At 62.9% G+C, this 17,876-nt stretch carries 17 protein-coding genes; 8 read left to right on the forward strand and 9 right to left on the reverse strand.

Annotated elements, in window-relative coordinates; genetic code table 11:
* Positions 1-4: 4 nt before the first annotated feature.
* Positions 5-1,975, reverse strand: a complete 1,971-nt coding sequence (locus RCO24_RS00930; protein ID WP_308959477.1) for a glycosyltransferase — start codon at positions 1,973-1,975, stop codon at positions 5-7.
* Positions 1,972-3,321, reverse strand: coding sequence for an HlyD family efflux transporter periplasmic adaptor subunit (locus tag RCO24_RS00935; RefSeq protein WP_308959478.1), 1,350 nt, complete (start codon positions 3,319-3,321; stop codon positions 1,972-1,974). The genes RCO24_RS00930 and RCO24_RS00935 overlap by 4 nt, the downstream gene beginning before the upstream one ends.
* Positions 3,322-3,619: 298 nt before the next feature.
* Between RCO24_RS00935 and RCO24_RS00940 the strand changes: the two genes are divergently transcribed.
* Positions 3,620-4,063 carry a hypothetical protein gene (locus tag RCO24_RS00940; protein ID WP_308959480.1) on the forward strand — a complete coding sequence of 148 codons (444 nt, stop codon included), beginning with the start codon at positions 3,620-3,622 and terminating at the stop codon, positions 4,061-4,063.
* A 169-nt stretch (positions 4,064-4,232) separates the two neighbouring features.
* Here the strand turns inward: RCO24_RS00940 and RCO24_RS00945 are convergent, their stop codons facing one another.
* Positions 4,233-4,808: a nitroreductase gene (locus RCO24_RS00945; RefSeq protein WP_308959481.1), complete on the reverse strand. Its 576-nt coding sequence runs from the start codon at positions 4,806-4,808 to the stop codon at positions 4,233-4,235.
* 134 nt (positions 4,809-4,942) lie between these two features.
* On the opposite strand from RCO24_RS00945, the gene RCO24_RS00950 reads away from it, so the two are divergent.
* Complete coding sequence (locus RCO24_RS00950; protein ID WP_308959482.1) at positions 4,943-6,895, forward strand: VWA domain-containing protein; 1,953 nt, start codon at positions 4,943-4,945, stop codon at positions 6,893-6,895.
* A gap of 89 nt (positions 6,896-6,984) precedes the next feature.
* Positions 6,985-7,950, forward strand: a complete 966-nt coding sequence (locus tag RCO24_RS00955; RefSeq protein WP_308959483.1) for a hypothetical protein — start codon at positions 6,985-6,987, stop codon at positions 7,948-7,950.
* Between the two features lie 54 nt (positions 7,951-8,004).
* On the opposite strand, the gene RCO24_RS00960 is transcribed toward RCO24_RS00955, so the two are convergent.
* Entirely contained in the window at positions 8,005-8,640 is a 636-nt protein-coding gene (locus tag RCO24_RS00960) for a hypothetical protein (RefSeq protein ID WP_308959484.1), read from the reverse strand.
* Positions 8,641-8,702: 62 nt separating this feature from the next.
* Positions 8,703-9,764 (reverse strand): amino acid ABC transporter substrate-binding protein, encoded by a 1,062-nt coding sequence (locus tag RCO24_RS00965; protein WP_308959485.1) that lies wholly within the window; start codon positions 9,762-9,764, stop codon positions 8,703-8,705.
* Between the two features lie 257 nt (positions 9,765-10,021).
* On the opposite strand from RCO24_RS00965, the gene metC reads away from it, so the two are divergent.
* Positions 10,022-11,212 (forward strand): cystathionine beta-lyase, encoded by a 1,191-nt coding sequence (metC, locus tag RCO24_RS00970; RefSeq protein WP_308959486.1) that lies wholly within the window; start codon positions 10,022-10,024, stop codon positions 11,210-11,212.
* 115 nt (positions 11,213-11,327) lie between these two features.
* On the opposite strand, the gene RCO24_RS00975 is transcribed toward metC, so the two are convergent.
* The gene (locus RCO24_RS00975; protein WP_308959487.1) at positions 11,328-12,857 is read right to left on the reverse strand and encodes a peptide MFS transporter; all 1,530 of its coding nucleotides are present in this window, start codon (positions 12,855-12,857) and stop codon (positions 11,328-11,330) included.
* A 359-nt stretch (positions 12,858-13,216) separates the two neighbouring features.
* Here RCO24_RS00975 and adh point away from each other — a divergent pair, with 359 nt between their 5' ends.
* The 4 genes from adh (at position 13,217) to RCO24_RS00995 (ending at position 16,417) form a co-directional block, all read left to right on the forward strand.
* Entirely contained in the window at positions 13,217-14,737 is a 1,521-nt protein-coding gene (gene adh / locus RCO24_RS00980) for an aldehyde dehydrogenase (protein WP_308959488.1), read from the forward strand.
* Between the two features lie 114 nt (positions 14,738-14,851).
* Positions 14,852-15,250, forward strand: coding sequence for a DUF779 domain-containing protein (locus RCO24_RS00985; RefSeq protein ID WP_308959489.1), 399 nt, complete (start codon positions 14,852-14,854; stop codon positions 15,248-15,250).
* Complete coding sequence (locus RCO24_RS00990; protein WP_308959490.1) at positions 15,247-15,849, forward strand: cysteine hydrolase family protein; 603 nt, start codon at positions 15,247-15,249, stop codon at positions 15,847-15,849. Before RCO24_RS00985 ends, RCO24_RS00990 begins: the two co-directional genes overlap by 4 nt.
* A 208-nt stretch (positions 15,850-16,057) precedes the next feature.
* The gene (locus RCO24_RS00995; RefSeq protein ID WP_308960866.1) at positions 16,058-16,417 is read left to right on the forward strand and encodes a DUF779 domain-containing protein; all 360 of its coding nucleotides are present in this window, start codon (positions 16,058-16,060) and stop codon (positions 16,415-16,417) included.
* On the opposite strand, the gene RCO24_RS01000 is transcribed toward RCO24_RS00995, so the two are convergent.
* From RCO24_RS01000 to RCO24_RS01010, 3 genes are all read right to left on the reverse strand, one after another.
* A complete protein-coding gene (locus tag RCO24_RS01000) occupies positions 16,414-16,752 on the reverse strand; it encodes a hypothetical protein (protein ID WP_308959491.1) in 339 nt (112 codons plus the stop codon). The genes RCO24_RS00995 and RCO24_RS01000 overlap by 4 nt on opposite strands.
* Before the next feature lie 3 nt (positions 16,753-16,755).
* Positions 16,756-17,271, reverse strand: a complete 516-nt coding sequence (locus RCO24_RS01005) for a hypothetical protein (protein WP_308959492.1) — start codon at positions 17,269-17,271, stop codon at positions 16,756-16,758.
* Between the two features lie 85 nt (positions 17,272-17,356).
* Positions 17,357-17,830 carry a cupredoxin domain-containing protein gene (locus RCO24_RS01010; protein WP_308959493.1) on the reverse strand — a complete coding sequence of 158 codons (474 nt, stop codon included), beginning with the start codon at positions 17,828-17,830 and terminating at the stop codon, positions 17,357-17,359.
* Positions 17,831-17,876 lie beyond the last annotated feature (46 nt).

Raw genomic sequence — 17,876 nt, forward strand, 5'->3', positions numbered from 1 at the left:
AGCCTCAGCCGAATACTCGCTTCGCCAATGTCTTGGAAACGCGAAGCGGCGATACGGTTTCCACGGATGCCGAGTAGCGGCCGGAGTAGAGCCTGCGAATGATCGCCAGCTTCTGCGCAACGTTGTTGTCGAAACGCACGCCAAAGTCTCGGTGCGACACCCGCGCAATCGATCCGTGAACCTCCAAGTCCGGAAAAACAATCGTGACGGTCGAACCAATCGGGGCGGGCGAGCGACCGAACGCGCGCAAGCCCGTCGTCGAAATATCGCGCACGTTGATGGGAAAGAGGCCGCCGGCGATGACAGCGATTGCATTTTCTCCCGTCCCGAACCGTTCGCCTGCCCTTCGCTGTCGGCCCTCGACACACACGAAGCAAGCCAACACCAGAATGATGATGTTGTACCAGGTCCAAAACAGTGCGAGGGCGCTCGCGTCAGCCAACGGCCTACTGGGATTGAGCGCAAAAGCCCAAAGGATGCCAGCCACATTCAGGCACAGGTAGCCCGCAAAGATCTGCAGGAACGACCATTGGACAAATCCCGCGCTTCGATCGCCGCCCTTGGCCGTCACGTTGAATTTGTGTCCTAGCGGGCGGAGAAGCCCAACGGTGACCGACTGCACGATATGGGTTGCAGCCAGAAGCTGGCTGACATCTCCAAGGATCGGCAAAACGCGCGATTGCGTGAGCCATCCGAAAACCGCCCATTGGGCCACCATGAACGGAAAGATGTGCGAGATTGCCTCGGGTACGTTGGCGTAGACGGCCTGGATATCGAAGATGAGATAAAGAGGCGGCACAATGAGAGCCGCGATGCGGAAATAGTACGTTGCGGTCCAGTGAAGAAACGTGTCGACGAGGTGCATCCTCTGCACGAGCTTCAGCTTGTTGCCGAAAGAAAATGGACCGCTCGGCCCGCGAAAGATCTGCATGAAGCCCAAAGACCAACGCGCACGCTGAACGACATACTCCTTAAGTCCCTCGGGCGCCAAACCGACGGACAGCTTTTCGTTCAGATAGACGGTTCGATACCCGGTTTCACCGAGCCTCAGGGTTACGAGGTAATCCTCTGTGACACTGTCGGTCGGGAACCCACCGATGTCGCGCAGCGGAGCAAACCGGATCAGCGAAGACGTTCCGCAACAAAATGCTCCATCCCAAGCGTCCTTTGATGCAAGGACCACGTCGAAGAAGAAGCGCTGCTCATCGGGCCAAACGTGCTTCGATGTGAGATTGGCTTGGATAGGATCGGGGTTGAAGAAGTGCTGAGGGGTTTGCACCACTCCAACGTCTTTATCCTTGGCCAGCGCAACAACGCGATCGAGGAACTGGGGCGTTACCGCAAAGTCCGCGTCTAGGATCGAGATGAAGTCGGGTTGAATTTCCTGCGACTCCAAATACCGGAGCGCATTGTTGATGTTGCCCGCCTTGGCGTGGCTGTTGTCCGGTCGCGTGAGATAGCCACACCCCAGCTCGGCGCACATGTCTCGCAGCCAGGCCCTTTTTCCGTCGTCGCAAACCCAGACACGGAAATTCTCGTACGACATCGCCTGAGCGCAAATGATCGTGCGCTGCAATATCGCCTCGTCCTCGTTGTAAGTGCAGATCAGCACATCAACGAGTGGTTTGCGCTCGAGCGACGCCAGCCAGACGCCGTTGGCGGTCGCTTCGCTCGACCGCTGCTTGGTCCGCGTCAGCACGAGCAACGAAAGCGTGGCGCCCACGACCGTCAAGAATTCGAGGAGCAGGAAAAGGATGCCGAAACCGAAATCAACATAGTGATCGACCGGCGCAAGGGTGTCGGTGATGCGCCAGATGAAGTATCGCCATTGCAGGCCTGCGCAAACAGCCAGCAGGCACGATCGCGCTATGGTCGAATTCCGATCCAACCACGGGAGCAATGCGATCGCGGCGAACATGATCGCAAGACCGGGTGCGAACGCTTCCCAATAGCTGAGCTCGGAAGTGACACTCATCGGATCGGCGCACTGAATCGTGCGGCGGCAATGCTTTGTGCTTCAGGCTTCGAAAATACGACCCGGCCAGAGCGGCCGATGCCGCAGTCTCGGGATTGCGTCAACTCCGGAACGTAAACCGACACATGGAACGGCTCGCGAACCATAGCGCGCTGGTCGATGGCAAAATTTCCAGGGACGGCCGACAATCCGTTCAATCCGACAATCCAGCCTCTGTACTCCTCGCTGCCATTGCGAAAGCTGAAATCCGCCGGATCGCCGATCTCCAGTTTGTTGTAGTTGCCCTCGCTGACGGTCGCCGTGACTACGGCCTCTCCGCAATCAAGGACGCGAAGCAGTTCCTGGCCCTGCCGCACTTGCTCGCCGGCGGTCACCAGGCGTTCCCAGATGCGTCCGCGCTTAGGCAGGGCAATCTCTGCAATGTTGCGTTGGCCGAACGAAATTTGTTCCTTGGCGAGCGCTTCACGTGCTTGAGCGAGGCGCGTTTCCACATTTTCCAGATCAATCGCCAACTCGCCGATCTGCTGGTCCAAAAGGTAAGCCCGCTGCGAGGACTGCGGCGTGTCGTTATAGCTGTCGCCGACGAAGATGCCGCTGCGCGCGGCTGCGAGTTCGACCTCCGTCGCCGAAAGCCGGCTGCGGGCGGCCTGGGCGCTTTCGGTCAAGACCTTGAAGTCGCGCTCGTGCTTCTTGTACGTGGCGTCGGGCTGATATCCGGCTTGCAACAGCGCGCTTGTCCGATCGAGCGTTGCCTTGGCTTCAGCGACTTGCGCGTCCGCTGCGACGATGTCTGCCTTCAGTTCGGCGACCCTGGCCATCAGTTGCGCGGTACGGGCCTTTTTGTATGTTTCCGCTTGCTGTCGCATCGACTGCAACAAGCCTGAGAGCAGCACGTGTCGCTGCTTAAGAGACCCGCGCTCCGCCTCCATCTGCACGACGACTTTTTGAAGCTCATCGAGATGACTCCGATCGGTCCGCGCATTGCTGATCGAAAGGATCGTGCCAATTTCAAGCTGCCCGCTCTCCACCTGCGTAGAAAATTTGGTGATCTCGCCGTCAATGGGTGCTCGCAGCGTGATCAGGCGCGCGTTTACGGTCGCCTCGGCACTGCTTGTTACGAGAAGCCGGCTGATCGGGACCCAACCAAGAAGAACGGCGAGCACTGCGGCAATCGCTGTTTTGAGATAACGCCGGTAGTGTGGGGAAGCTTCGCGCGCAGGCTCGTCAGCCGGTTCCGTCGCCTCAGCGTTTTGGAACTCCTCCCGCAACGCTTCCAATCTCCGAACGGCATCAAATGATGCATCGTCTCCGGCGGGGGTGTCAGTCTGTATCTCTGTCGAGGACATCAGAAATCACTCGTGCAACCATTAAAAAAAACACTCGTACAGCCAATAATGAAGCATTAGCCGTAATGTGTTTATTTTGTATTGCAGCATGAACGGCTAGCCTGATGATACTAAAGGCGAATTCTGCATAATACTGACGGTAATATAGATTACATTCTCCGCAATGAGCGCGGCAGTTGAAGAGCCGGCTGTCCGCGGTTTTCAAAGGTCGTTTGGTCAGTCATCATGGGGGGATCGGCGCGAGCGCTGGCAGCCGACTCCGACAAGCGCAACGTGGTGCGGATCGACTGGAGGGACGATGTACTTTTTCGTGTTCGTCGCCGCTGCCGTGGGTTTGTACTTTGCGGTCTCGGCGTTGCGGCAACCACGCCTGGGTTTGATCGTAGCGGCCATCGCGTGGCTGCTCTACGCCGCCTACGAGTTCCTGATCGCCAACGGAACCTTGTGCGACGCGAATTGCAACATCCGCGTCGATCTCATTCTCATTTGGCCGCTCGTGTGGATCGCAAGCCTCTTCGGCATCTACGCGCCGGGCCAGTGGACGGGCGCCGCCAAGATTCTCGGCGGATTGGGCCTCTTCTTTTTCGCGTCCATGGCAGCGCTTTTTCTCTACATGGTGCTGGTGGAAGAGCCGGCAGCCGAGCGAGCGGCACAAGCAAAAGGCTGTGGCGCTCAAGGTCAGAGTGGGCCTGAGTGTCCGCCTGGTGACCCGTCGGGAGGTAGCGCGACCGGGGCCAAGTGACGGCCTTCAAGAGACAACGGGCGCCATCAAGGACCAGCCGACAAATGCCTCCCGCTGAGATCAGCCAGCTTTGGGCGTCGCACCACACACGCAAATGCGTTTGGTGACACCTGGCCCATAGCCGACATCGGCATTGGATTGCGATCCGTCGCCGTCAGGCCGCGTTCGGCTAGGCCGGCTGCCAGCGCGTGACGATGTCGGCGAGGTTGGGGCGCTCGCGTTCCTCGGGCTTTTCCGTGGCGGTGCCGATGTGAACGAACGCGACGACGCGCTCGTTCTCCGCAAGGCCGAGGCCGGCACGAACGGCGGGGCTGTAGGCGATCCATTCGGTAAGCCAGTTGGTACCGTAGCCGGCGGCGTTGGCAGCCAGGCACAGATTGAACGCGGCTGCGCCTGCCGACAGGATCTGCTCCCATTCCGGCGCGCCAGGGCGCTTCGCGACGCGCGAGATGACGGCCACGACGAGGGGCGCGCGCAAAAAGCGGGTGCGCTCGGTCTCGAGGCGGACATGCGACGGCTCGTTTTCCTCGGCCTTGCAGGCCGCTACGAAGAGCTCGCCTGCTGCCGCCCTCGCCTCCCCCTCGAACACCATGAAGCGCCACGGCACCAGCTTCTTGTGATCGGGAACACGCGCGGCAATGGTCAGAATGCGGTCCAGCTCAGCGCCGGAGGGGGCGGGCGCGGCCAGCTTGTCCGGCTTGACGGAGCGGCGGGTGGCCAGGAGCTCGAGCACGGCGTCGTTCATTGCGCTTATTTCCCTGAATCTCTATTTCCTTTGGGGAGCTTGTCCCTTTGGAAATCTTCGCCGGCCTCGCTAACCCAATTGACGCTCTGATACAATCATCTCGTCATATTCGCGGAAGACGGATTCGAAAGCCGATGCAGAGACTGCGCCGCTCCTTGCCTTTTTTCGCGCTATTGCTGACGTTTAGCCTGCCCGCGTTACCGGCGGTCGGAGCCGAGGGCAGTGGTCCCACCATCATCGTGCTCGACGGCTCCGGCTCGATGTGGGGGACGATCGGGACCGAACGACCGTCCAAGTTCGATCTGGCACGCGGCGCCCTGCGGGAGGCGCTTTCCACCGCGTCGCCCAGAGCCCGCCTCGGCCTGATGTCGTTCGGACAGCGCCGGAGGGCCGATTGCAGCGACGTGGAAGTCGTGGCACCGCCGGAAGGGGGACCGGCCGACCGCATTCCTTCCCTTGCCGACAAGCTCAACCCCAAAGGCAAAGGGCCGCTTGGGCTTGCGCTCCGGGAGGCCGCCAAGCAGATCCCGCCGGATCAGGGCGGCAACATCATCGTCATTCATGACGGGATGGACAATTGCGGCCAGGATCCGTGTGCTTCCGCCGCCGACATCGCCAAAACCAACCCCAAGACGCGCGTGTTCCTGATCGGGTTCGGGCTCGAGAAAAGCGATCTGCAGCGCCTGCAGTGCGTCGTTCCGACCACCAACGGCGCCGTGTTCGACGCCAAGTCTTCGGCGGAACTGGGCGAAGCGCTTGCTGAAACCCTGACGCTCGCCAACCTGGAGCGCGTCGATCCCGCGACGGGCTTGGCTGTGCCGCTGCCGAAAGCGGCGCCCGCTCCGAACCCGGCCGGCGCTCCGGGACTGCGCCTCTCGGCGGCGCTCTCACCTGAAGGAGCGCCGCTGGCCGCCGCCGTGTTCTCCGTTGCCAAGGCTGACACACCGAACGCCCCCGTGGCGAAATCGCTGCGGGGACGCGATCTCGCGCTCGATCTCGATCCCGGCTCGTACGTCGTTGAAGCCCGCTTCGGGCAGGCGTCGGCGCGGCAGACTGTCGAGGTCGCGGCGGATAAACCGACTGTCGTCAAAGTATCGCTCGGCGCGGGACTGCTGAAGCTCACGGCGCGCGCCGATAAGAGCGGCACGGCGCTCACGAACCCGTTCGTCACAATCTCCAACAAAGATGCAGGCGGCGCGCTGCGGCCAGTCTGGGTCGGGCGCGAAGCCGATCTCGAAATGGTGTTCCCGGCCGGGTCGTATCAGGTGCGGGTGCGGGATGGATTGGCCGAGCAGACGACCGACGTGACGATCGCGGAAGGCGCGGGCGTGGAAGTAAACCCCGTGCTCGGCACCGGACGGCTCGAGCTCAGCGCGGTCGCGGCGGCAAACGGGGCCGCCTTGAGCGACGTCAGCTACACAATCGACGAGGACGATCCGGATTCGCCGCAAGGACGGCGCGAGGTCGCGCGTTCGGCCGATCCCACCGCAAGCTTCACCCTGCCGAGCGGAACTTACTATGTCACGGCGCGCTCGGGCGTTGCGGAAACGCGGGAGCGGATCGCGCTCGGAAGTGGCGGCGTCATCAAGCATGTCGCGACCTTCAACCTCGTGGAGCTGTCGGTGAATGCGCGGCCCGCGGGGCCTGTCGCCGGCGCCGCGACCCGGCCGATCCTGATCCGCATCCTGGGCGAAGCGCAGAACGCAGGCGAGATCGCACGATCGAGTGGTGGCACCGGCGTGTTCCAGCTGCCGCCGGCCCGCTATCGCGTGGAAGCCTCGGTGAGCGGGCTCAACATCAAGACGCTCGGGCTCGTCGATCTTTCGAACGGCCGCGGCGGCAGCGTGCAGCTGGCGCTCGAAGCAGGTGAAGTTTCGATCGTGGGCGGGGGTGGATCGGTGCGCCCGTGGCGCGTCAAGGACGGGACCGGCCGGACCGTCATGCATTCGGGGCCTGGCATGTCCTCATCCGCACAACTGGCGCCGGGCCGGTATGTGCTGCTGACCGACGCGGAAGATCGCCGCATCGAGCAGGCTTTCGATCTCAAGGCCGGCGAGCGGCGCCAGCTCGCCGTGGGCGCGCCATGAGGTCAGGTTCGGGCGCGCCATACTTCAACCACGGTCTCGCGGCCTCATCCCGGTCTCATCGCTCCATTCTGTGCGGGATTCGCGAAACGATGTTCGAGGCAGGCCGCCTGAACCGGCTCAAATGCCCATGGCGCGGGCTTTTTTCCGCGCTGACGCTGCTTGCCTTATGTGCCGGCGGCTTTGCCGTGCCCAGCGCCCGGGCGCAGTCCCCTGCCGACTGGCTGACAGGCCTGCAGGGCCAGGGCACGCCCAAGGCCGATGCCCCGGCAGAAAACGCAGCGGGCGCAGAGCAGAGCAACGAGGCTGTCAATGTCCAGCTGCAGGCTCGCCTGACCGCCGATGGCGAAGAGATCGAGGAAGGGCTGGTCTGGCGGATCTACGGGCACGCGAACGGTCACGAAGGCAAGACATCGCTGATCGCGACCAAGCAGGATGCGCGGCCGACGTTCAAGCTCAAGACAGGCGATTACATCGTCAATGCCGCGTTCGGACGGGCGCACATCACGCGGCGCATCTCGGTCAAGGCGGACGGCGCGAAAGAAGAGTTCGTGCTCAACGCGGGCGGGTTGCGCATCAAGGCGCTGGTGTCGGGTACCGATGCGCCGCACAACAGCGTCAGCTATGCGGTCTACTCCGATCGCGACCAGACCGACAACCGCAAGCTCGTGCTTTCGGCCGCGAAGCCGAACCTGATCCTCCGGCTCAACGCGGGCATCTATCACATCGTCTCGACCTACGGGGACTGCAACGCCGTCGTGCGCAGCGACGTGACGGTGGAAGCCGGAAAGCTCACGGAAGCGGTCGTCACCCATTCGGCGGCCAAAGCGACGCTCAAGCTTGTGCACCGCGCCGGTGGCGAAGCCCTGCCCGATACGCAGTGGACGATCCAAACCCCGCAGGGCGAAGAAGTGAAGGAAAGCGTTGGCGCACTGCCGACCCACATTTTGGCGCCCGGCAGCTACACGGTGATTGCGAAATCGCAGGGCCGCGTGTTTCAGCGCGAGATCACCCTCACCAACGGCGAGACGACGCAAGTCGAGCTGGTGATGAATTAGGGACGGGCAGCGGGCAGGACAAAAGCGATCTCCTGCCTGTTGGCCCCTGCCCTTCTAGAAATCGTTCAACACCCAATCGGTGGGGCAGCCATGGCGCTGCATGAGCTTCTCGGTCTCGCCAAGCTCGGCCACCTGCTGCAACTGATGGAACAAGCCCCGCGCGATCTGCCAGTGCTCGCACGCCGTCGTCAGATCGCCGGCCGCACGGGCCAGCTCGGCCAACTCCAGACGCGCTTCGGCTTGTATGGACGCCAGCTTGCCCTTCGCCGCCGCGCGCACGCTCGAGCGCAAGTGCTCCGCGGCGCGCGCCGTCTCTCCGACCGCAATCTCCTCTCTCGCGAATGCCAGATAGGCGCTCGCGACCGTCGGCAGATCCTTCGCGGCCTCGGCGGCCTCGATGCGCTTTTGCCAATCTGATGCGGCGCGTTCGGGCTTGCGCGGCGCCGCGACGGCCTCGACAGCCGCGGTTGCAGGCTCGTCGACCTCGGTGGATTGCGGCAGCGCCTCGGTATGCATTGCACTCATTATCTTGGACTGTCTGATGGGCTGAGGCTGTGGCGTGCGCAGGGTGCGGACAACGACGATCAGGAGAACGGCCAACGGCAGCAGCAGAAGAATTGCGCCAGCGAGACCATTGATCTCGATCGCGGCGACTGCGAGCCCCGCGACGGCAACAAGCGTTGCGCTCACGTGCAGGGCTCCTTCATCGGTGCTTTACTGTCATCTGGCGATGCCTCGCGTTCGGCGTCATGTCAGCGCAACGGAGCCGCCGACATCAGCCCTCCTTTGGTCCAAAGGTTGTTGACGCCGCGTTCGAGGCCGAGTGGCGAGCGCACGCCGACGTTGCGTTCGAATATCTCACCGTAGTTTCCGCTCTGCTTTACGACCTGGTAGCTCCAGTCGCGCGACAATCCCATGGACTGGCCAAGGTCGGCCTCGAGCCCGAGAAACCGGCGAACATCGATGTTCGTGCTTTCACGCAGCGCGTCCGCGTTGCTGCTCGCGATGCCAAGCTCCTCGGCACCGATGAGAGCTTCCAGCGTCCAGCGCACGATGGAGAACCACTGCTCGTCGCCCTGGCGCACGACCGGCCCCAGCATTTCCTTGGCGATCAACTCCGGCAGGATCGTGTGCTCGGCCGGATTGACGAGGCGGCTGCGCTCCGCGGCAAGGGCGGAGAGGTCGCCGGTCAATAGCGTGCAACCGCCGTCCGCATAGGACTTCGCGGCGTCGGCCCAGTGCTGCTGAAGCACCAGCTCGAAACGCATCTTGCGAGACTGGAAGTAACCTTGCAGCGCTTGCTCGGCCCGCGTTCCGCCCATCACGCAAACGGATGCGCCCGACAGTTCCAGCACGCTCGCGACGGCATAACCTCGTCTGACGAGAAAGCCCTGGCCTTCGTGAAACAGCGTCTCGACATAACGGATGCCGTGCTCAGTGTCGCGCGAGAGCGTGCGCCCGTTGGCGCGCGGCAGCAGATCGACCTCGCCGGAGATCAGGGCCTGGATGCGGTTCGACGGCGAGACGACACGATACTTGACCGCATCCTTGCGTCCGAGAACCGCCGCCGCGACAGCTCCGCAGAAGTCGATGTCGAAACCGGTCCAGGCGCCGCCTGGGGCGACGCTCGCAAACCCCTGCGCATCCTCGGTGACGCCGCAAACCAGGTGCCCGCGCGCCTTGACGTCGTCGAGTGTCGAGGCCTTCGCCAGCGGCGCAAAGAGCACGCCGGCCGCCGCGGTCAGGGCTGCCGCAATCCCGCAGGCCTTCAGGCTCCGATGAGCGCGATCGGACTTCTGGCGATCAGCGTTCACAGATAAGAGCCTCCGGTTCAGCAGACTGTCATCGGCGGAACCATGCGCTATGGCGGGCCGGGACGAATTTCATGTACCTTTGCGGGGCCGCAAAGGGGGGAGATCGGAACGTTCACGCCTCCCTGCCCACACATCCCGCGTTGCGGATGGATGGTCAAGCCCTTGACCGCAGTAGGAAGTTGCGTCAAAGGGCGCTCGGTGCCCCTTGTTTTATAACGGGGACTTCGGCCGGCACCGCTAGCCAAGGAAATGATTTCATGACGAAACCCAAGAAGGGCTCCAGCGCGACCCGCCATCCGGCGACCGCCGTGGTGCACAATGGCCGCGATCCGGCGCAACAGCACGGTTTCGTCAATCCGCCGGTCTATCGCGGCTCGACCGTCATCTTCCCTACGCTGGACGCGATCGAAGCCTACGATGCCCAGCCCTACAAGTACGGCCGCCACGGCACGCCTACGACGGCTGCGCTCGAAGATGCGCTCTGCCGTCTCGAAGGCGGCGCGCGCACGCTGCTCACGGTTTCGGGCTATCAGGCCGTCACGACAGCAATCCTGGCCTTCGTCAAGGCCGGCGACAACATCCTGATGGTCGACAGCGTCTATCAGCCGACGCGGCGCTTCTGCGATACGCTGCTCGCCCGTCTCGGCGTTTCCACCACCTATTACGACCCGCTGATCGGGGCGGGCATCGCCGATCTCATCCAGCCGAATACGCGGCTCGTGTTCACCGAGAGCCCCGGTTCGCTGACGTTCGAGATGCAGGATATCGGCGCCATCGTCAAAGCCGTGAAAGCGCGCGACATCTTCGTGCTGATGGACAACACCTGGGCGACGCCACTCTACTTCCGGCCGCTGGAGCATGGCGTCGACGTCTCGATCACGGCGTGCACCAAGTACATCGTCGGTCATGCGGACGCCATGCTGGGCGCGATCACCGCCAACGAGCGCACGGCGCGGCTGGTCGAGGATGCGCGCGCCACGCTCGGCGGCTGCCCCGGCACCGAGGAGACGTTCCTCGGCCTGCGCGGGCTCAGAACGCTTTCAGTCCGGCTCGAACGCCACCAGCGCTCGGGACTTGCCGTCGCGGAATGGCTGCAGGGCCGCCCGGAGGTCGAACGTCTGCTGCATCCCGCCCTTCCCTCCGATCCCGGTCATGGGCTATGGAAGGCGCAGTTCGATGGCGCATCGGGGCTGTTCTCGGTGATCCTGAACCCGGCTCCACGCAAGGCGCTCGCGGCGATGCTCGACGGGCTCGAGCTGTTCGGCATGGGTTATTCGTGGGGCGGCTTCGAAAGCCTCATCATTCCGTTCAACCCGACGCGCTACCGCACGGCGACCGCCTGGACCGCCGAAGGGCCGGCCCTCAGGTTGCATATCGGGCTCGACGAGGTTTCCGATCTGATCGCCGATCTCGAAGCCGGGTTCGAGCGGCTGAACGCGGCGCGTTAGCCACGCGTTCTCACCCGATACAGCAGGCGTGATCGCCCAAACTCACCGTCACACCGGCGAGGGCCGGTGCCCAGACACGTCTCAGAGTTACGCAATGGCCACCCCGGTCCCGCTGCTATTTAACTGAGCCCATCAGCCCCCTGATCCACGGCGTCAGCGCAAAGAAGGCAAGCGCAGCGAGGCCGGCGAGACCTGCTTGCCACAGGAAGCTGCCGGCGAGCGCCTGTGGCTCGGCCGATTGGAAGCCTGTTGCGAACACGCCAGCGAGCTTGTTGCCGAGGGCGGCGCCCAGAAACCAGATGCCGAGCGCAAGGCCAACGGCACGCGCGGGCGCGAGGCGCGTCATGGTCGCGAGCCCGACCGGGCTCAGCAGCATCTCGCCGACCGTCTGCAGAAAAAACAGCCCGACAAGCCACCACGGGCTCACGCGTCCTTCCGCGGCCTGGATCGACGCCGGTACCATCAGCACGAACGACAGCGCGAGACACGCCAAGCCGAGGCCGAACTTCACCGGGCTCGACGGCTGGCGCTCCCCGAGCTTCATCCAGAGTGCTGCGAACAACGGCGCGAGCAGGATCACAAACAGAGAATTGAGCGACTGGAACCACGCCGACGGAAACGCAAAGCCGGCGATTTCGGATCGTGTGAGCTGGTCGGCGAACAGCGCGATGGTGACGCCTGCCTGCTCGAAGATGGCCCAGAAGATCATGGCACCGATCAACAGCACGAACATCGCGCCATAGCGTCTTTGCACGTCCTCCAGCGATAACGACAGCCAGAACGCAATGGCGGCCGGCACCAGAACATAAGCCCAGCGCAGAAACTCGAAGCCCGCACGATCAGAGAGAAGGATCAGTGCCATCAGGGCCAACGTGCCGGCGGTTACGGCGACGAGCGCGAGGATGGGGCTTGGCGTTTGCCGGTCATGCCCTTCGCTTTGCGGCGCAGCGGGGATGGTCTTTGGCAGCGTACGGTTAAAGGCCAGGATCAGCAGCCCGATCGTCATGCCCACACCGGCGGCTGCGAAGCCCCAGTGCCAGCTCGCGATCGGATCGAATCCGCGCTCCGCGAGCCAGCCTTTCATCGCCGGGCTCTGGGCCAGAAATCCGGTTACCAGCGGGGCCAAGAAGCCGCCGATGTTGATGCCCATGTAAAACAACGAGAAACCAGCGTCGCGGCGGGTATCGTGCGGGCCGTATAGACTGCCGACGAGCGCGCTGATGTTCGGCTTGAAGAGGCCGGTTCCCAGCGCAACCAGGATCAGACCTGCGTAGAGGGTCCAGGGATGGGCAATGGCGAGGGTGAAATGGCCGGCCGCAATCATCGCGCCGCCGATCAGCACCGCCGCCCGGGCGCCGAGGAGGGTATCGGCGGCGACACCGCCGGGGATCGACAACAGGTAAACGGCCATCGTGTAGTTGCCGTAAACCAGTGCAGCCTCGGCCGCCGGCATGCCCAGCCCGCCTTCGGCAGCGGGCGCCACCATGAACAGCACCAGGAGGGCGCGCATCCCGTAGTAAGAAAACCGCTCCCACAGTTCGGCAAAGAAAAGTACGCCGAGCCCCTTCGGATGGCCGGCCAATCCCAGCACGGCCAAGACGCCGCCCGAAGGCGTCCCGGGCTCGATGTCTGCTTTCAGATTCATGGCGGAAGTGTCTGCGAGAGATCCGCGGCCTTCAAGGCTAACTTCCGGCCTCCGAGCGCCTATGTCTTAGGCACAAGATCGTTGTGCAGTTGCGAACGCGGCACGCCCGTCCGGCTGTCCCCCACATCGTGCGTCTGCAGATGTTCGATCCCGGCTTATTCTTTTCACAATCAAAGAGCTAATAAACCGGTGTCTCTAAGCTGACCGTGATCACGACAACGCGACGGGAAACTAGGACCTTTGGCGTATAGACGTTCGTCGTGCGCCTCTCTAATTAAACTGCACCCTAGTCAGATAAAAAAGAACCAGGCCGCCTTCCGCGCGCACCTGGATGATCCGTACCCCCAAGGAGGATGCCCATGATTCAACAGGCATTGAACGAGCTTTCTCAGCAGATCCGTATCCGCCCCCGCTATGACAACTTCATCGGCGGCCAGTGGGTGGCTCCGGTCAAAGGCCAGTATTTCACCAACCTCACGCCGGTCACCGGCAAGCCGCTGTGCGACATCGCCCGCTCGTCGGCCGAGGACATCGAGCTTGCGCTCGACGCCGCCCACAAGATCAGAGACACGTGGGGCAAGACCGCTCCCGCCGAGCGCGCGCGCATCCTCAACAAGGTCGCCGACAAGATGGAGAGCAACCTCAAGCTGCTCGCCATGGTCGAGACGCTCGACAACGGCAAGCCGATCCGCGAAACGACCGCTGCCGACCTTCCGCTCGCCATCGATCACTTCCGCTATTTCGCAGGCTGCCTGCGCGCTCAGGAAGGCTCGATCGCAGAAATCGATCACGACACCGTCGCCTATCACTTCCATGAGCCGCTCGGCGTCGTCGGCCAGATCATTCCCTGGAACTTCCCGCTGCTGATGGCCTGCTGGAAGCTGGCTCCCGCTCTCGCCGCCGGCAACTGCGTGGTGCTGAAGCCCGCCGAGCAGACGCCCATGAGCATCATGGTGCTGATGGATCTCATCGGCGACATCCTGCCCGCAGGTGTGCTCAACGTCGTCAACGGCTTCGGCGTCGAAGCCGGCAAGCCGCTCGCCCAGAACAAGCGCATCGCCAAGATCGCGTTCACCGGCGAGACGACGACCGGCCGTCTCATCATGCAGTACGCCTCCGAGAACATTATCCCCTGCACGCTCGAACTCGGCGGCAAGAGCCCGAACATCTTCTTCGAAGACGTGGCCGACGCCGACGACGAGTTCTTCGACAAGGCGCTCGAAGGCTTCGCGATGTTCGCGCTGAACCAGGGCGAGGTTTGCACCTGTCCGTCGCGCGCTCTGGTGCACGAGAAGATCTACGACCGCTTCATCGAGCGTGCTGTCGCCCGCGTGCAGAAGATCAAGCAGGGTCATCCGCTCGATGCCTCGACCATGATCGGCGCGCAGGCCTCGAACGACCAGCTCGAGAAGATCCTGTCCTACATCCAGATCGGCCGTGACGAAGGCGCCAAGGTTCTGACCGGCGGCGAGCGGGCGATCATCGAAGGCGAGACCGCGGAAGGCTACTACGTCAAGCCGACCATCCTCGCCGGCAACAACAAGATGCGCGTGTTCCAGGAAGAGATCTTCGGACCGGTCGTCTCGGTGACCACGTTCAAGACCGACGAGGAAGCGCTCGCCATCGCCAACGACACGCTCTATGGCCTCGGCTCCGGCGTGTGGACCCGCAACGGCACCCGCGCCTATCGCTTCGGCCGCGCCATCCAGGCCGGTCGCGTGTGGACCAACTGCTACCACCTCTATCCGGCGCACGCCGCGTTCGGTGGCTACAAGCAGTCGGGTATCGGTCGCGAAACCCACAAGATGATGCTCGATCACTACCAGCAGACCAAGAACATGCTGGTTTCCTACAGCCCGAAGGCTCTCGGCTTCTTCTAGGGCCCGGCCAGGTCCTAGAAGCAGGTTCCCACCTTGCAGCAGCGCGGCCGAAAGGCCGCGCTGCTTGCACATCGGGTCCATTTCAATCAACCCTTTCGAGGATCGGCGTCCAGCATGCCCACTGTCATGGCGACGCCCCAGGCGCGCGCGCTCATTGAAGAACTCAAAAGCGAGCACGGGACGCTCTGCATTCACGCTTCGGGCAGCTACGGCGTGACGGTGATCTGTTTGAAGGCGCGCGAGCTCAGAATCGGGGCGCGCGACGAGCTGATCGGCACGGTCGAAGAGGTGCCGGTGTTCCTGATGACGAGCGAGATCGAATACTGGCGCGGCAGCGTGATGATCCTCGACGTCGGGCACGGGATCGGACCTGGATTTTCGCTCGAGGGGCCGCGGGGCGTGCATTTCACACTGCGCAAGCGCGCCAGTCCGACTAAGCGCGTATGGGATGCCAACGCCATCCTGGCGGCCGGCGCACCGCCGTCGCTTCCCTTTCCGGAGACCGAGACATGACCGACGCACGCCCCACTCTCCGCTCTCTGCTGGCCTTGCCCGACGCGCCAGCACCGCTCTCAAAATCCGCGCTGGTGCTGATCGATTGCCAGAACACCTATCGCGAAGGGATCATGCAGCTCGAGGGCGTCGAGCCTGCGCTCAAGGAGTGCGCCAAGCTGCTCAAGCGGGCGCGAGACGCCGGCGCGCCGGTCATTCACATCCAGCATGACGCCGGCCCCGGCAGCCCCTACGACGTGCGCGCGCCGATCGGCACCATCGCCGACGTGGTCGCGCCAGCGGCGGGCGAGAAGGTCATCACCAAGGCCTTCCCCTCGTCGTTCGAGCAGACCGATCTCGACGCGGAATTGAAGCGGCTCGGCGTCAGCGATCTTGTGATCGCGGGCTTCATGACCCACGTATGTGTGAACTCGACGGCGCGTGCCGCATTCAACCACGGCTACCGCACGACGGTGGTCGGCAATGCGACGGCGACGCGGGCGCTGCCCAATCCGCTGGGCGGCGCTCTGCCGGCGGAGGCCGTGCACAACGGCGCGCTTGCGGCGTTGGCGGACATCTTCGCAATCGTGGTACCGTCCGAGGACAAGGTTCCGGCGTAGGTCGGATTTGCAGGTCTTCGCAGAAGGGCCAAGAGCCGTTCCGATTTTGGTGGAATTGGGGAACGGCTCTAGGGTTTTGGATTATCTTGCTTCTCGTCGGACACTTTTGCTTGCACGGCTCCGCCGTGACCGCTTCACAGTTTTCCGGAAGCACTCTTGGGAGGTCGATGTGGTCGAACGTGTTACGGCAACGCCGGAAACCGAAGCCATGATTGCGAAGCTCGTGGCTCTCCATGGGCCGCTGATGTTCCATCAATCGGGCGGATGCTGCGACGGCAGCGCGCCGATGTGCTACCCGCGGCGCGAGTTCAAGGTCGGCGCGCAGGACGTCTATCTGGGCGAGATCGGCGGGCAGCCGTTCTACATGGGCGCGGCCCAGTTCGATTACTGGCAGCAGACGCATCTCATCATCGACGTGGTGCCGGGGCGCGGCTCCGGCTTTTCGCTCGAAGCGCCGGAAGGCGTGCGCTTCCTCACGCGGTCACGCGTTTACACCGAAGCGGAGTACGAGGAGCTGGACAAGATCGGCCCACCGCCGACGGGTGTCGAGCGCCAGCCCGCGGCTTAGGCAGGTTTCGGAACCACACTCAGCATCAGTGCGCCATAGCCAAGCGCGAAGGCGAGAAAGCTCCACCGGGCTGTGGCTAGGACGGGGCGCTGGAAGATAATTGCGTTCTCCTCGTTCGCCAGCTTCGGCACGACGAGAAGAAACAAGTAGGTCATCATCACTGAAGACAGAATCCAACAGCCGATTCCGGCCCAGAACAACCATGTCGTGATGGGAACGACCTCTCCCCGGACGACCCAGTTCGCCACCAGAAAAATTCCGGACACGTTGATCGCGAAGAGTGTCCGGTAAGTCGACAGAAGCTCTTTTGCCGACTCCTTGTTTCCGTCCTTCATGGCTCAATCGTCCGTATCCTCAGGACCAAGCAAGAGGAGATACGGCGTCCAGTCGTGAGACGCCCGCTTGCGTTGGGCTTTCGCGGATCTTGGCGCGATGGCGCGCAGGATGTGGCGTGTGTGCTCGGCGTCGATGAGGGCCTCCGGCAGAACGTGAAAATGAGCGACCGACGCCGTGCAGGGAATTGCACACTTGCCGAGAAGAAGATTCTCGCGTTCGGCAATACGGCTCGAAAAATGGCCCAACGCCATAAAAAACAGGCTCGAAACGCTTTCGATCGTCCAGCTGTAATTGTCTTGGGCGGTTTTGGGGCACTCCAACGTTTGCAGGCGCTGGTCCAGTGCAAGCTGATAATGCCGACAAACGAGCTCAATAAGCCGGTTCAACCGACGCGAAAACTCATCACACTGAGTAGCCCCGGACGCCTCGATCCTGAAGCCTCGCAAGCTGCCGAGCACGTTCTTGGATACGCTGTCGAGTATGAGCAAGGCTCTCCCCCGATTGAATGTCCCCATCAATCGAAGGTAGTGCAGAATTTATATTATCGCAATCTAAAATTGTGCAAAAGGCAGCCGCTTCCCGTGTACCGGGAGGATGGAAGGCTCACTTCTTTGGGGTGACGATCAGCTCGGAGACCATGGTCGGCAGATGGGCCGAGCAGATGATGCTGTGACGGCCGGGCTTGTCGGCCGTAAATGTCACCGTGTTGACGTGGCCGCGCTTCAGCTCGAACGCTTGCCCGTAGGCCTCGATCGTGATCGGGTGGTTTGCGCCGTTGATGCCGACAAACTCCAGCGTCACCTCGTCGCCTTCGTCAACGAAGATCTGGCGCGGCTCGAATACGTAAACCGCGACCTCCCACCGCCCCTTGTCGTCCGGCTTCTTCAGAACGAAGCCGCCTCCTTCGGGCAGCGGCGTGGTCGGGAACGGCTCCTTGTCGACGGTGACGCCGCCCTTCGGCTCGACGGCGGTCACGACGATCTTGCGCTTCTCGGCGTGTGCGCCGGCTACAGGCAAAAGGAGCGTGAAAGCTCCGAGCGCGGATGCAAGAACGACGCGCGAGACAGCAGCGATCATGATGACCTCCAACAGTTTCTCGCACTGTCGGACAGGCGGATGCGGA

The organism is Hyphomicrobium sp. LHD-15, assembly GCF_031157355.1.
GTDB lineage: Bacteria > Pseudomonadota > Alphaproteobacteria > Rhizobiales > Hyphomicrobiaceae > Hyphomicrobium_C.